Source organism: Desulfobacter curvatus DSM 3379 (assembly GCF_000373985.1).
Classification (GTDB): Bacteria; Desulfobacterota; Desulfobacteria; order Desulfobacterales; family Desulfobacteraceae; genus Desulfobacter; species Desulfobacter curvatus.
Map to the genome: position 1 here is coordinate 46,648 of NZ_KB892935.1, position 15,642 is coordinate 62,289.

Below are 15,642 nucleotides of genomic sequence, written 5' to 3' on the forward strand. Positions count from 1 at the left end.
TCATCTTTTCCCTTCAGAAACGGATTTGGAAAATTAAATTTTTGATTTAAGGTTCTCCGGGTTTCGCCAGCACAGGGGGTCCGAAGCCAGGATATCGCCGGTGACCTGGAAGGCTGCGCCCCGGCACCCGTAACAAGTGTCGTTTTTTTCACAGGTTCGGCAGAATCCCTTGATGGTCTGTTGGTGATTTTTCAGCAGGCGAAGCTCCTGTGAATGGTCCAGAATATCTTTGAGACGGTTTTTACGTATGTTGCCTATGGATTTTGTAATGCCCACGCAGGGTTGGACATTGCCGATGGAGGTGATTGTGCAGGAGAACTGGTGCCGCATGCATTGGTTGCCCATGAGCGGGGGCTGGGGGTCCCATTCAATGCCGTAGCGCTCCCGATCTACAGTACAGATTTCGTTGAATACCGCTTTAAGTTCCAGGGGGGTAAGTTCCAGGGCTACATTGTTTTTTGCCTGGCCCTGGGGGGTAATGATTTCAAAATAGGGCGCCATGTTGTTGTCCCTGATCCAGGTCCACAGGTCGGTCAGTTCATCCCGGTTTTGGCGGCAGATAATGGTGCTCAGGGCCAGGAACGCGTCTTTGGCAGGGTAGCCTGCGGCTTTAAGATTGCCAAGCGCATTGTGGATAATGTGAAATGCCCCTTTTTTGCCTGCAAGCGCATCCTGTCTGCCTTCATCAAAGGAGTTCATTTTTAAGACAACCCTTACCCCGGCTGCGCGAAGTTCCCGGGCAAAATCCGGGGTAATACCGGTGCCGTTGGTAAACATTTCTATTTCGAAATTGTGGTGTTCCAGAAATTTAATGACCTCCCGGATATGGGGGTAGATGCTGGGCTCTCCGCCTAACAGGATAATTTTTCCGGCCCCAAGGGCTTTGGCCTGGAGGATGACTTCAAAGATTTCGTCAAGGCTGAGTTCGTTATCAAAGTATGAATCATGGGGCACATAGCAATAGGTGCAGCGGAAATTGCATCGCAGGCTTAACTCAATCTCCATGGAGAGGAGCCGATTGCCAGCTACAGCATCATCAATTTTTCGTTTGGAAAATTCAAAGTTTCCGGCACAACCTATGTTATGACTGGTGCAGATATTCATGGGGACACCTTTGCGATAAACCAGACGGTTTCAGGATTGTTACCGGATACTTTGGTGTCCTCCATCCTGAAATCCGCCTCGTTGATAAGATCTGTGATGGCTTGCACAGACAGGTAATGGGGAACTACCCCTTTTAATTTCAGCTTCAGCGCTTCAATGGTCCAGACCCGTGTTGGTTTTTCGGCCGGAGGGATAATGGCCCGGATAATAAGGGACCCGCCGGGAGCTATACATGTCCTGATTTTATTTAAGGTCAGTCTGAATTCATCGGGTGTTAAAAAATGGGCCATATCCAGCATCAGGGCCATCTGGACAGATCCTGAAACCGCGGGAAGATCCGGGGCGCAGCCCAGATCAACCCGTCCTCGTCCTGAAATGGCCATGGCACTGATCCGTCGGCTTTCGGGATCCGGTTCTATGCCGAAAATGCGGGCCTGGGGAAACCGTTCAAGAAGAAAGCAGGCCGGCACCCCGAGTCCTGTGCCGATGTCCATGATTCGGGAAACATTCCCACTGGTCGGCAAAAGGTCAGACAGCTCCCTGAACATGGGGTCAAATTTCAGTTTAAAGCGGGCGAACATTCTGGGGTAGGCTTCTGCCGTGCGGTACCTGGCAAGAATCCGGGATGCGACGGAGTGACCCGTTTCCCGGGTTAGTGCCTTCTGGGACACTGGCGCCCCTACGGTATCTAAAATAAAATACCGGCGCAGCAGAGGCGGCAGAATCAAAAACGCACCTGCAAGGCAAAAACCGATGCCCAGCAGAGAGGCAAGACCGGCACTTTGCAAAAGCGAATGCTTGGCCAGGCACATCACCCCGAATCCGATCATGGTGGAAACGCCTGCCATGAATACGGCCAGGCGTATTAGTTCAACCGATGGATGGGATTCGTTACGGTAGCGCTGGTAAGAGCGTACGAAGAACAAGGAAAAGTCAATGCCGATGCCGAATACGATGATGGAGAGCATCAGCGAGGGGATATCCAGATTGTGCCCTATAAGTTTCATAGTGCCCAGGGTGCCGATAAAGGCAAAAAAGACCGGCAGCATGGTGATGATGGTGAGTCGGATGTCCAGAAAAAAGATGAACAGCAGGATCAGGACCGCCCCTGCAATAATGAAGAACATTTTGGCAAAGGTGGTGTACAAAAGGGTGCCCAGGGTGGTGGAAAACAGCTGGGGCTCAAATACAGTGGCAACGGTGCTGAAGGTCTCATAGAAATTTTTTTCATCCACGTCCGGGTTTCGCATGAGCGTTGTGGTCCAGACCCAGTGGCCGCTATCTGCCCTGGATTGGGAAATACCCATCATGGGATAAAGGGCCTGGGGAATTACCACGGGGCCGTCCGGCGGGTCGGTGGAGACAAGCAGGTTTAAAAACGGGTCAAAGGCGTCCCGGGTGAAACCGAGCTGTTCAGCCTCCCGGATCATATTCTGTTTGAGGGAGTTGATCCGTTCTTTAGTCCAGAATTGTTCCCAGGCCTTATGGTTCTCCTGTTTTTTAGACTTACCCGGGAATATCATTGAAAGCGTTGTGCCCGAAGCCGGAACGCCTTGGGTCTGAACGGCAGAAACCTTGTCCGCCAACCGGTCGCTTAAATCCTGAAGTTCTGAAACCGAATCAGCCGTCAGCATGAGATGGGATTTACCTGTAAATCCTTTGCCCCAGGTCTCGTAAAATTTTGCGTCCGCATCCCGGGTTTCCCGGCTCACTGTACTCATGGCAGAGAGATCCACATGAAAGACCGGCCATGCAAACCACACCAGGACCAGTGCTACTGCCAGCGCAAACCAGGCACCGCCGTTGCCGCGAATAATCAGGGCATTGACCAGCCGTTGCAGGGGAAGCGCCCGGGGTTTTGCCGGGTAAAGCACAGGCACGATCCTTGGGAACAGGGAATGAATAAAGATAAAGGAGAATCCCATGCCAAGGGCCGTAAATTTCCCAAGCTCTTCAAGGATTTTAAAATCACTCATCCCTAAAGAGAGAAACGCGCATACCGTGGTCAAGGTAGCCACCAGACCCACTGCCCGCACTTCCGTGGATGCCTGTCTGCCGGATGTTTTCCGGGGCTGGTCCAGGAACAGCAGATAGGTAATGCCGTGGTCTATGGTGATGGAGATGATGGCCCCGCCAAATCCTAATACGATCAAAGAGATACTGTCATATAACAGGGAATAGGTAAAAAGGCCCGCAATGGTGCCGAACACGGCCGGAACCAGGGCTAAAAGCCCGATCCATGGCCGGGGAAAGGCCAGAAACAGCAAAATAATGATGGCTGCCGTGGCAATGAAAATGGCGGTTTGCACATCGTGTTTGATGATTCTCTCATTGTCATAGGCGGCCCTGAATGCCCCCACTGAGGTGAGGAGGGCATGCTCACCCGGTCGGGAAAACTGTGTTTGGGCCTGACTCTGGATGTCATGGATCAGATCCATGGCCCGGGTGGAAAATTTTGAGTCCGTGCCCGAGCCTTTGGGCGTGGCCATGATCAGGCAGTGCCGTGAATCCCGGGACAGAAGTTTTCCCTTGTAAATATTGAAGTCATCAACCGGTGCCAGGGATTTGAGCCTTGCCAGCACAATGTTTTTCAACCCCAAAGGATCAACGGCTATGAATTCGGATGTGCCTATCTCATCAAGATTCAGCAACCGGGTATAGGTCTGTAACAGTGTGTCCCGGACAGCATCCGGGGTAAGCCGTGGCGCAACCTGGGTTTCAAGCTGGGCGCGGGTGAATTGAAAGGGCAGGGTCTTTACCACCAGGGTCATCAGTTCCGGCATGATTTCCTGGTAGTGGTCCATGCCCACACTGCTGAACAGGCCTGAAGCCCAAAGCTTTTTCTCCACCATGGCGGCAAATTTTACCAGCCGTTCCGGATCACGGGTGCCAAGGCCTGCACTGATAACGACCCGGTCCTGGATGGGATGGTGGTCAAAAAAGTAAAGGGCATCATGGATCACCGGGTTGTGAGCCGGAAGCGATGCCGTGATATCGGTTTCAACATCAAGCCGTTGGAAGCTGATAAAGAGCATAAATGCCGCAGCAAGGATCGTGATGATCAACAGACCGATGTTCAGTTGTTTCTCTTGTTTTTTTGAATTTACCATATACACACTGCAAGACCTGAGAGGACCGCTAAATGACCGAGAATGATCATCAGGCGGTGGGCGTGAAAAAATTCGGTCATCAGCTGGATGAACCCAAGACCGCCAAAACAGCGCCGGAACCTGTCCAGGCCCAGGCAGGCGTCATTATCTGTTGCTGCATTGCTTTGGAAGGCAAAAAAGGGCGTTGTTCCCAAATAGTCGTTACTCAGTTTTCTAAGCATCACGTCATAGGGTACCCCGCACCAGGGTTGGGCCGCAATTTTTTCTCCAAAGGCGCGGTTGACGGCATAGGCATGGGCCAACGCCTGATATCGGATTTTTTTTATCCCTGGATTGCCGGTTTTTGAACTGGCCTTGATCAGACATCCGAAAAAAAGCAGTGTCCAGGTGCTCCCGGTTGACAGATGCGTAACGGCAGCCTTTAAAATTTGGGGGTCATATCGGTGAAATACCACGTCATCCTCAAACACAACCCAGTGTTGTGCCCCGTCATCAATGGCTTTTTTCATGCACAGCAGATGGGAGGCAAAGATCCCCCGGCAGGGATCGTTGAGATCTTTATCCACCAGGACAAATTCCACACATTCCATAATGCCCATGCGTGAAAATTCAAGTTTGGCCCGCTCCCGGCGGTCGGTTCGATCTTGAAGGGAGATGCAGTACAGCCTGTCAAAAAAGTTCCATGGATTTTTAGTTTCCCGTATCATGGCGTGTCATCCATTCCTTTTGAAACGTCCATGCATGGCTTTTGGGATACAAGGGCAAGCAAATTGTTTCGGTGATTGAGTACGATAAACCCCATACACGCAATAACCCCGGCGATACCCATAAAATCGGTTCCCGATGTCCGGGCAAGGCCCATGCCGAGAATGGCTACCAGCACCATGGAGCTTGTAAAGGCGTGCCGGAAAAAAAGATACCCGGCACACCAGCCGGAAAGGGACAGCAACGTAAATGCAGGGGTGAAAAACAGGGAAAATCCAATGAAATGGGCAACACCTTTGCCCCCTTTAAATCCGTGAAAACATGGGAACCGGTTCCCAAGCAGCAGAAAAAATCCCACCCAGACAGCTGCGGTCACGGACAGAAACCGGGATGCCACCGCTGCAATCAGAAATGCCTTGCCCATATCGGTTAGGAGAACACATCCGGCCCATTTCAGCCCCAGGATTCTGTAAACATTGGTGGTGCCGGCATTTTTGCTGAACAGGGTCCGGGGATCTTTTTTTGTTTTCAGCTTCATCACAAGGATGGACACGTTCAATGAACCTAGGGTATAGGCAATCAGGCATAGGGCTGTGAACATCATTGGATACCCTCCCGGATCCATGCCGGAGGCGAGATGGTCCCGCCGCTGACATCCCGCATCATTACCCCGGACACGGTTTCACACGGATCGCCCCGGTCATCGATAATCCATATGTCAAATCCCAGGGTGCCGTGGGTTTGATATTGGGGGATAACCCGGGCAGTATAATCCCTATGTTCAACCGTGGGCTTGTAAATGATCCGTTTTTCAAATCCAATCGGAAAAGCCACAATACCGAAAAAACGCTGGCTCCAGACACATCCGGCATGAAATGCACCGTCCAGGGGGAAACCCGATCCCAATACCGTTTTAAAGGGATCACCGGGATCATCCGGCATTGCTTTAAGTGTTGCTAATGCACAGGACCGGGAAAGCCCCAATTCACCCTTAATGGAGTGGAAGGCCGGGCCGAAGGGAACCAGTTCCCGGTATATGGAATCGGCGGACACCTTGAACGCGGGCTCGCTGCATTCATGTACAGGGGCCGGTGGCCTGTTTGGTGGCGGTTCTGCTGTTTTCGCGCTGAAGGTTGCCGTGCAATGTTCTTTGATCCGTGTTATGGCACCGTTTTTTGTGGAAAACCGGGTGGCCAGGGAAAGCGAAACCTGTGTATGGTCAATGGAGCGGATATTGCACAGGACTTCAATGTTTTTTTGATCCGGCTCAAGCACCAGAAATTTATTGAATCGTGCGTGGGTAATATGCCTTAGGGCAACGTTCGGCGTAAGCAGATTGTGTACCGTAATTGATCCGGCCAAAACTTTTAACGCCTCCACGGCCGGAAACACCACCTTGCCTGCAAAACAATGGTCCATGAAGTGGGAATAGACGCCAATGGTCAACGGAACCTGGGTAACGGATCTATCCATATCAGGTTCTGCTGGGCGGCTCTACGAATTTTGGGCTTAGATTTTCCCCTTTTTCATACCCCATCACCCATACGGCCAGATATGTATCCACGTAATCCAGCCAGGCCTTGAAGGTTTCAGGATCAACGGCGTGTCTGAAAAGTCTTGCCGTGACAACAGCACTGCCGGCCGCGTAGTGGCGGCAGTCCGCACAGTCCGTATCCGGAACGCAGCATGCCGCGCTCCTGTCCCAGGTCAGATCCGCCCTGTATTGCCTGAATGTTTTGCCTAACCCCACATCTTCATGGGGGTTCATTCTCGGATAGGAACATTGAAACAGATCATGCAGCCCCAGTTCATGGGTATGGGCAAGGACGTTATAGTGGGAGAAACGCAGGTGTTCAGGATAGGTCTCAAGCATCTCCAGCATCACATCCCGGGTCTTTGCCAGTGTCTGCTTGGTGTGGCGCAGCTCTCCATTATATCCCACCGGCGCGGAAAACATATTAAAGGTGAACGGGCAACCGTTCTCCGCAAGGATGGGGGCCACATCCCGTATCTCATCAATGTTGCTGCTGGTAAACGTGTAGACAAACACCGCCCTGGGATCGTTTTTGTAATTTTCGATCTGTTTTTCAAGCATGTGGTCGGCCTTGCGAACGGCCTGGCTTGTCCGGTCATTGCCCCACACGGAAATGTGAATCCGGTAGCCTACACTTTCGGGTATGAATTTTAACCCATTGGATGCGATGGCGCCTAAAGGAATTTCCCGGTAACAGGTCTTCAAAAGTTCGGGAACCAGGGCGGGTTCTGCCCCTGCCAGCACAACAAAGGTGATGCCCCGCTCTTTTTCTTTGACCATCAGGTCCTGCCATGCTTCAGCGTCGTTATTTTCGGTGACAAACTGTTTGTCGCCTTCATAAAAATAACAGCCTTCACACCGGATATTGCAGCGGTTGGTCATGTCATAGGTGGATTCCCTGAGGAAAAAATACTTTTTTACCCGCTGCCATCGGCTGCGAATCACCGGGTCGGACAGAATATCTGAGAATTTCCAATGTGTTTGCATAAAGGGATTTAACGTTTATTGTTGATGTATTCGGCAATGAGCCGGACGTTTGTCAGTTTGGGGTAGTCATCCTCGTCAATGCGGATGCCGTACTCATCCTGAATCACCAGGGCCACGGTGGCAAGGTCCATACTGTCAATACCGACTTCATCCACAAGGTCCATCTCCGGATCAAAGGTTTCCGGCGTTACATCTTCAATCATGAGCTCATCAATGATAATCCGGGCCACATTGATAATGACATCGTCAATGGTTTTTACTTTGTTCATTTTAAATTTTTCTCCCTTATAAATTTTCAATGTCTTTTAACATATTCCTGACAGGATATCCATTTCAGGATTCAGGGGTCAAGAGCAATGATTTTTCGAATTTGTTGCACGCGTTGCGCAGTTTTCATCGGGTACTTTCAATTTTTTTCATTGTTGTTCTCGTAAAAAAACACGATTTGTTATTCACACTTCACCGGCGACTGTGACAGACAATAAAATCATATAGCCTAACTTCCCTTAGAATTGCAAGTAGTTGGGGCGTAAATCAATCCCGTTGATGGGGCACGACAGGCCGTATCGCTGTTGGGTGAAAAGCATAGACTATCAGGTTTCCAGCAGAACAGTCAGATCATATCCGTTACCAGGCCGGCGGCTCTCATTTTTTCCAGAAGATGATCCCGATGGGAACCCGGCCAGTACACCTGACCACACCGGGGGCATTGAAAGAATTCATTATAATACCGCCGGGTCTTGGGCTCAAGAAGCGGCAGCACGGCTGTCTTGGTCACAGGCTGCAGCAAGGTGTTGCACCGGGTGCATCGTGTAAAAAAAGAGACCGCACCTTCAAGGCCGAAAAAAGCCAGGGTTTCCATTAGCTGCGCGTAAGGGTCGTCAGCGCGTATCCGTCGGGCAAATGTAATTTTTTTTCTCATGAGCAGCCGGGTATCCCGGGTCAGCACAATACGGCTTTCCTGTTCGGCGATGTCGGCAATTTGTGCATCCTCATAAGAAGAGGAACAGCAGACATCAAAACCGGCCAGAATCATCAGGCGCCCCAGACGCATGACATTCACATCTGCAATAAACCGAATGGCGCATGCCGGATGCGGCCTTAAAAAAGATGGTGAGCAGACATCAAAGGGCGGCTGAATTGCACCGACCGACAGTATGCCGTCCGTCAGGCAGACAAAAGAAAAATCAACGGGTCGGCCGTCAAACACCAGGCTGCCGATTTCTGTGTGGGGCACACCATATGATTCCACAATATCTTTAACATTGGCCATCCGGTCCAAGGGACAGCGTGCCCGACCATGGCTTACTTTCTTGGAAAGAAAAAATTCAAATGATTTTTCAAATTCTATGAGCAATATTTCACCTCCTGGCCTTACGCTTTCAGCAATGACTCATCTTATCACTATACACCAATTTCCCCCATTGCAGATGGTATTACAACACTTCTATCCCTGATTATTCACCTGGCCGAAGTATGCTTACTGCAAGATTATTGATTTTTCACATTGTTTTATGTAACGTGGACAAGATTCACATGCACAGATGGTTCTGATGGCATCCTGCAATTTTCTTCTGATGAAAATATTTGTCCTCTAAGATGCCATATATTTGAATATAAACGGTCACGGACCGTCCTTGGTCTTTGACCGTGGTTCGGCCTACAACGAATATTGAAACATCTCTTTGGCTTATAGAGAGTTTCTTATAACAGCCATGGGCTGACCTGACATATCAACACCGAGGTGCAGCCCACAACAAAGTAAGAAAGTATTTCAGTATCTTATGGAGACTTTCTTATAAAAGGATGTAAATATGGCCAAAGAAGAACAACGATCCAATTTTGTAATCGAACCATCTCAATATGACGACAGAATTGACGTCGAGTTAAAGAACGCCTCAATTGTTTGGGATTTGGAAAATGGTAATTTGTCCTTTTTTGGGATAGATTCGGCTCTTTTCTGGACAGACCCTTCTCTGGTACGAATGTTATTGCCGCTTGCTAAAGAAATTGGACCCGATTTATTTCAGTTACTTATAGCGTATTCATCAAGTCTTGGCACCTATGAAGATTATCACGCAATGGTCTCAACTCTGGGGGAAAATTTTGAAACAGGGTTTTTGGCTTGGGGAGAGGCAGTTTCAACCGCAGGGTGGGGTGTTTTTGAAATGCCTGAGTTTAATGCTGAAGCCCAAAAAGCGACAGTGATAATACATAATTCATGGGAGATAAGCATGCAAAGGAATCTTCCTGCTGAAGAACGCTGGGGATGCCCTTTCTTGCAGGGGAAAATTATTGGAATATTTAGTCATGCGTTTAACACCCGATGCTGGGCAGATGTCTTTTGCCATTATGACCAGGATAACCCATATGTAGAATTGAAAATTTTCTCTTCGAAGAAAACCATCGAAGATGAAATTAAAAAAATTCGGTACCTGCAAATGGCAAAAAGAGAACAAGTATTGGCAAAAAAAGTTGAAGATAGAACCGCGAAGCTTCGACAAGCCCAACAACAAATTGAGGAATATTCAAAAACATTGGAACAGAAGGTGGCTCAACGGACATCGGAATTGCTCAATACCAACAGACAGCTTCAAACCGAAATTAATATCCGAAGACAAACGGAAAATGCTTTACAACGAAGCTACGACACCTTAAATCACACCTTGGCGGCCTCGCCAATAGGTATTATCCTGGTTGAAAATAGGATCTTGAAATGGGCGAATGACGAATTTAAGTCGTTGTTCAGATTCGAATCTAAAAAGGATTATCAGAACAAGAGTACCCGCCAATTGTATGTTAATGAAGAAGACTATCTCTACTTTGGCAGGATGTTATATGATGGGGCGAGAGCCGGCGAGCCGATTGAGGGTGAGGCTACAGTTCGGCGCAAAGACGGCTCAACATTCTTTGCATACATAAAAATCAGCAGCATTGATCCTTCCGATCCAATGCAACGTGCCGTGTTCAGCGTTTCTGATATAACCTTGAGGAAACAGGCAGAGCAGACATTGTTGAATACCACCAAGAGGCTGCAAAGTATTACAGACTCATCCCGGGATGCTATTATTGTAATAGACAGCCAAGAAAAAATTTTATTTTGGAACCCGGCGGCCAAACAAATTTTTGGCTATACCCACCAGGAAGCAATTGGTCGGAATCTGCATCAACTGTTGATGCTGCAACACTACAGTAGAACTCATAATAATGCCTCCGGGATATTTCAGCAAATAGGCCAAGGCAACGCAATCAATAAAACTATAGAGCTGGAAGCGATCAGAAAAGACGGAGAAAAGATAGTCATCGGGCTATCCCTGTCAGCAATTGATTCCCAGGATGGCTGGAGTGCAGTTGGCATTGTACGGGACATTACAGAACAGAAAAAGACGCATGAAATGCTGATCCAATCCGAAAAAATGCTTTCGGTGGGGGGGCTTGCAGCGGGCATGGCCCATGAGATAAATAATCCCCTGGCAGGCATGATGCAAAGTGCCAATGTCATAAGATCTCGGTTGAGAGATATTGATATGCCTGCAAATTTGAGAGTGGCAGAAGAACTTGGCATCTTCATGGAGGATATCACGGCTTTCATGGAAAAAAGGAATATTTTCCGCATGATTGATGCCATTCATGAATCCGGGGCACGTGCGGCTGAAATAGTTAACAGCATGCTCAGTTTTGCACGAAAATCAGATACCACCGTCTCTTCCTTTTATCCAGATAAACTTATGGATGAAATCCTTGAACTGGCTGCTACGAGCTATGACTTCAAAAAACAGTATGATTTTAAATCCATTGAAATTGTAAAAGAATATGCCGTCAATCTACCCATGATAGCCTGTGAAGGCGCAAAAATTCAGCAAGTGCTGCTGAATATTTTCCGGAATGGTGCCCAGGCCATGCAAGCGGCAAAAACTCAATCTCCACGATTTATCCTTAGAATTTTCAGTGAAGGGGAACCGGAGATGGTCCATATAGAAATAGAGGATAATGGCCCGGGGATGGATGAGCAGACCCGATTAAAGGTGTTTGAGCCGTTCTTTACGACAAAACCGGTAGGGATCGGTACAGGGTTGGGGTTATCCATTTCTTATTTTATCATCACTGAAAATCATAAGGGTACGATGGACGTCGTTTCTGAACCGGGAAGAGGGACAAATTTTATTATTCGACTGCCGGTTGAGCGATAAAAATTAAGCTGCGTGCAGCAGGGTAACTGAAATCACTTGGGACTCTGATCCAGCACAATTCTCGCGGCCAGGCCACATTTGGGGCAGTTCTTCCCCTGATGTGAATCGTCGCACTCCTTACAGTATTTTGAAAAACAGCGCGCACATTGATAAAGCACATTATTAGGTATGGCCTTGCCGCAACGGGGGCAATTGCCGTCGGATTGTTCCATTATGGTCCTCGCTTTTCATAAGAAAGTCTGTGCAACTAACACAGATCTTTCAACCTTTGTTGTGGGCTATACCTGGCAGTTGATATGTCAGGTCGGCCCATGGCCGTTATTATACTTTTCTGCCATATTGTAATTTACGGCGGATACTCTATCTGATCACCTGCGTTTAGGCAATTGTTTTTTCGCCAATCCCAACCTCATCAGATGCTAAAAAGCGTCTTTTTGAAAATTATTATAAATTTCGGGGAACTTGATAGGCATGCTCCCCGGAATTGCTCGGAATTGTTAAACTTTATGGGCTGCCGCTATTGCGGCAAGAACCTTGTCCGCTGTAGCCGGAAGGTTCGTAACCAGAGCGCCGCAGGCATTTTCAATGGCGTTGATGACAGCCGGCGCTGTTGAGACCATGGACATCTCCCCAACCCCGGTGGAGCCAAGGGTCCCCCGTTTTCTATGCGTTTGTCTGAAAAACACCTCCATGTCAAAGGCGGTTTTCATTGTAGGGAATTTAAAGGTACGCCAGTCTTTTGTTTTTCCGGCGATATACTGTTCACGAAGGGCATATCCCACACCCATATCCATGCCGCCTTCCATCTGGCCCGTAAGGTTATTCGGGTTGATTACCGGCCCTGCGTCAACCACAGAGGTCATCTTTAAAACCTTGACTTCTCCTGTTTCCGTGTTGACTTCCACTTCAGCCAATTGAATGGCATGCGTATCAGATTCCGTTGACGGTCCCTGGCCTGTTTCAGGATCCATAGGCGCGGTTTGAAAAGTTGATTTATTGCCCACGTAACGGGTTGGCTTTTCTGCAGACTTAAAGGCATCGAACGTCTTTGATCCAACTTCATCCATGGCTTTTTTCAATTGTTTTAAAGCGTCTACGGTAGCGCCGCCGATCATCAGGGTTACCCTGCTGCCGGATGCAGGGCCTGCTGCAGTGGTTTTATCCGTTGTCCGGGTAACGGCACGAACCTTGTCAAGGGGCAGTTCCAGCACCTGTGCCGCCAGTTGGGTAAGCATGGAATCGTTGCCTTCTCCCGGGTCTGCTGCCGCAGCGTATACGGTTACACCATCATCCGGTTCCAGTGCCACTGTCGAGGTGGATTTATCTGCCGGGAAACCAATGCCGAAGGCCGCAGCACCCAGACCCACCCCGCGTTTGACAGGACCTGTATTATCATGGGCCTTTGCATCGGCCAGGGCTCTTTCATAATGGGGTAAAATATCATCACAAAGCTCTGGGAACGGCCATACATCGTCCTGGACATGCCCGGTTGCCTTGGTCAGCCCGGTTTTAAGGCTGTTTTGCTTCCTGAACGTCAGCGGGTCCATATTTAATTTCCCGGCCAGCATAGTCATTCCGCATTCAAGCGCATAATGCGCCTGTGGGGGACCTGCGCCACGGGCTGCACTTCCCCATGGATTATTGGTATAAACAAGCTTTGACGCCACCTTGACGTTGGGCACATAATAGGAGCTTGTCAACATTTGAAGGGCCCGGTTGATGATGACGTTGCCGATGGAGTGGTAAGCGCCGTTGTCCACAGTGATATCCATCTCAAGGGCTGTAAGTTTGCCATTCTCGTCAGCACCCATTTTCAATTGAATGTCAAAGGGGTGGCGTTTGGATGTAATCATCATGGATTCCGCAAGGCTTGGGATATAACGCACGGGCCGCTTGAATTTCAATGCGGCCGCAGCCGCAATACCCTCAGTAAAAATTTCCAGCTTCATGCCGAACTGGCCGCCTGAAAAAGGCTCTTCATAACGAATGTTGTCATATCCGAGAGCGGCCTGCAGCGTTGCCATGTGAAGATGGATGTTAATACTGCGGCCCAACACCACCAGAACGGCATCCTGGCCCTCTCCTTCCATGTAGGCCACACTATTTTCAGGTTCCAACGGGGCCTGGTGGTTTAACTGGGTCGTGAAGTTTTGTTCAATCACAGCGGCCGCTTTTTTGAACCCTTCATCTGTGTCCCCTTTGATCAACGGCTGGGAAAAACATAGATTTGGCTTGTGGGGATGTATCCGGGGCGCGTCAGGCTCCATCGCCCGGCTGGTAGTCGTCACCTCAGGCAAAAGCGAATATTGAACGTCCACGGCCTGGGCCGCGGCCAATGCCTGTTCACGGGTTTGGGCCACCACGGCGGCAACCGCATCACCCATGGTCCGCACCCGGTCTTCACACAGGATAGGGCGGTCTTCCACAACATATTTCAAGCGGTTGGCGCCTTTGATATCTGCGGCAGTCAGGGTGCCGATAAATCCCGGCATTTTTTCAGCCCCGGAAAAATCGATCTTATGAATCTTTGCATGCATGTGAGGGCTTCGTACCACGGCGATTTCCACAGCGTCCGGCATGATAATATCCGAGGTAAAGGCGGCTGTGCCGCATGCTTTTATCATGGCCGACGGCCGGGAATGGGAAACGCCTATTTTGGGGTCGGTGGGCAAGGGGGTGATCTCTTCAGGATTTTTTTCACCCCTGAGAAATTGGGCGGCCAGTTGCACGGCTTCAATGATTTTTACATAACCTGTGCAGCGGCAGATATTGCGCCGCAGAGCGTGTTTGATTTCTTCAACCCTAGGATTGAGATTGGTGTCCAGCAGGGCTTTGGCGGCCATAATCATACCGGGCGTACAAAAACCGCACTGGATGGCGCCCGCCAGTACAAACGCATGCTGGATAAGATGCGGGTTGTCCGGTGTGCCCAGTCCTTCGATGGAGATCACTGATGCGCCATCGAGTTTGTCTACTCTGGTCAGACACGACAATACCGCTTTTTTATTGACGATTACAGTGCATGCGCCGCATTGTCCTTTTCTATCACAGGATTGTTTGGTGCCGGTCAGGTTTAACTGCTCCCGGAGCAAATCAAGCAGAACCAAATTTTTATCGGCAATCACCTGTCTTTCGCAGCCATTGATTGTTAAATTAATTTTTTTCATTTTTAATCCTTGATTTACTATGCATGGGTATAAATTGATATTAAGCTGTAGGGAAGTTACATGCAAGTGCTCTGATCCGGAGGCCTGGCCGTCCGGTCAATACGGATATCAATAAATCCTGTACAGATAATCTTTTGATCTATCGTAAGCTGATATTCAAAACGGTCCGGTATTTTTTTTGCCGGCTTTATCAAAACGGAAACAGGGGTATCCGGTCTGATCAGCTGTTTGAACCTGACACGCTTGAATCCCCCAAGCTCCAGACCTGGTCCCATTGTGCGCTGCATCAGGTCAAAAATCATGCTCATCTGGACAATGCCCGGAACAATGGGGTTGTCCGGGAAGTGTCCGTCAAACCAGGGTGAGCCGGATTTAACGGTGAACCGGGCTGTAATAACCGATGCTTCGGTCATACTGATTTCGCTGAGCTCATACCCGGAACCGCAAAGGCCTGCCATGTCCATGGATGGGGTCATGACCCTGAGTTTCCGTGTTCGTTAACATACCGGGCCAGGGTATCAAGGGTCGCAAATACGGTTTCTCCCAGCTCTTTATTGTCAATGACAACCCCGTAATCGTTTTCCAGCATCATGACCATCTCCAGGACATCAATGGAATCAAGTCCCAAAGGGCCTCCGATCAGTTGGTCCTGTTCATTGATATCCTCGGGTGTTACATCCGTCAGTCCCAGTGTGTCGACAATTTTTTGCTTCAGCTCTGAAATCAGCTTTTCCATATATCATCCAATACAATATGCTTCATGGGTTTAATTATCTATTAGGTGCTTGAACGAAGCCCTGTGTTTGGACGAAAAGTTGCCCATATGCAAGGCGCAGAAAAATTTG

12 protein-coding genes are annotated in these 15,642 nt (G+C 49.2%); 1 reads left to right on the top strand and 11 read right to left on the bottom strand.

Translation table 11 applies throughout. The features are described from left to right. Nucleotides 1-33 precede the first annotated feature (33 nt). From B147_RS0104450 to B147_RS0104485, 8 genes are all read right to left on the bottom strand, one after another. Nucleotides 34-1,104, bottom strand: a complete 1,071-nt coding sequence (locus tag B147_RS0104450; RefSeq protein ID WP_020586041.1) for a radical SAM/SPASM domain-containing protein — start codon at nt 1,102-1,104, stop codon at nt 34-36. Next, nucleotides 1,101-4,214 carry an MMPL family transporter gene (locus tag B147_RS0104455; RefSeq protein WP_020586042.1) on the bottom strand — a complete coding sequence of 1,038 codons (3,114 nt, stop codon included), beginning with the start codon at nt 4,212-4,214 and terminating at the stop codon, nt 1,101-1,103. The genes B147_RS0104450 and B147_RS0104455 overlap by 4 nt, the downstream gene beginning before the upstream one ends. Next, nucleotides 4,208-4,921, bottom strand: a complete 714-nt coding sequence (locus tag B147_RS0104460; protein WP_020586043.1) for a glycosyltransferase family 25 protein — start codon at nt 4,919-4,921, stop codon at nt 4,208-4,210. Before B147_RS0104460 ends, B147_RS0104455 begins: the two co-directional genes overlap by 7 nt. Next, entirely contained in the window at nt 4,918-5,523 is a 606-nt protein-coding gene (locus B147_RS27405; protein WP_020586044.1) for a glycerol-3-phosphate acyltransferase, read from the bottom strand. Before B147_RS27405 ends, B147_RS0104460 begins: the two co-directional genes overlap by 4 nt. After that, complete coding sequence (locus B147_RS0104470; protein ID WP_020586045.1) at nt 5,520-6,392, bottom strand: hotdog family protein; 873 nt, start codon at nt 6,390-6,392, stop codon at nt 5,520-5,522. The genes B147_RS27405 and B147_RS0104470 overlap by 4 nt, the downstream gene beginning before the upstream one ends. 1 nt (nt 6,393) lies before the next feature. Further along, a complete protein-coding gene (locus B147_RS0104475) occupies nt 6,394-7,440 on the bottom strand; it encodes a radical SAM protein (RefSeq protein WP_026259513.1) in 1,047 nt (348 codons plus the stop codon). Between the two features lie 8 nt (nt 7,441-7,448). Beyond that, nucleotides 7,449-7,709: a phosphopantetheine-binding protein gene (locus B147_RS0104480; protein ID WP_033396886.1), complete on the bottom strand. Its 261-nt coding sequence runs from the start codon at nt 7,707-7,709 to the stop codon at nt 7,449-7,451. 344 nt (nt 7,710-8,053) lie between these two features. Continuing rightward, nucleotides 8,054-8,797, bottom strand: a complete 744-nt coding sequence (locus tag B147_RS0104485) for a Mut7-C RNAse domain-containing protein (protein WP_020586048.1) — start codon at nt 8,795-8,797, stop codon at nt 8,054-8,056. A 457-nt stretch (nt 8,798-9,254) separates the two neighbouring features. Between B147_RS0104485 and B147_RS0104490 the strand changes: the two genes are divergently transcribed. After that, entirely contained in the window at nt 9,255-11,630 is a 2,376-nt protein-coding gene (locus tag B147_RS0104490) for a PAS domain S-box protein (RefSeq protein WP_020586049.1), read from the top strand. A 497-nt stretch (nt 11,631-12,127) separates the two neighbouring features. Here the strand turns inward: B147_RS0104490 and B147_RS0104495 are convergent, their stop codons facing one another. Genes B147_RS0104495 through B147_RS0104505 form a run of 3 tightly spaced genes read right to left on the bottom strand, consistent with a single transcriptional unit; the run spans nt 12,128 to nt 15,533 of the window. Then, on the bottom strand, nt 12,128-14,797 hold the full coding sequence (locus B147_RS0104495; RefSeq protein ID WP_020586050.1) for a molybdopterin-dependent oxidoreductase: 2,670 nt from the start codon (nt 14,795-14,797) through the stop codon (nt 12,128-12,130). 56 nt (nt 14,798-14,853) lie between these two features. After that, complete coding sequence (locus B147_RS0104500) at nt 14,854-15,273, bottom strand: ApeI family dehydratase (RefSeq protein WP_020586051.1); 420 nt, start codon at nt 15,271-15,273, stop codon at nt 14,854-14,856. Then, nucleotides 15,270-15,533: a phosphopantetheine-binding protein gene (locus tag B147_RS0104505; RefSeq protein ID WP_020586052.1), complete on the bottom strand. Its 264-nt coding sequence runs from the start codon at nt 15,531-15,533 to the stop codon at nt 15,270-15,272. Before B147_RS0104505 ends, B147_RS0104500 begins: the two co-directional genes overlap by 4 nt. Between the last annotated feature and the right edge of the window lie 109 nt (nt 15,534-15,642).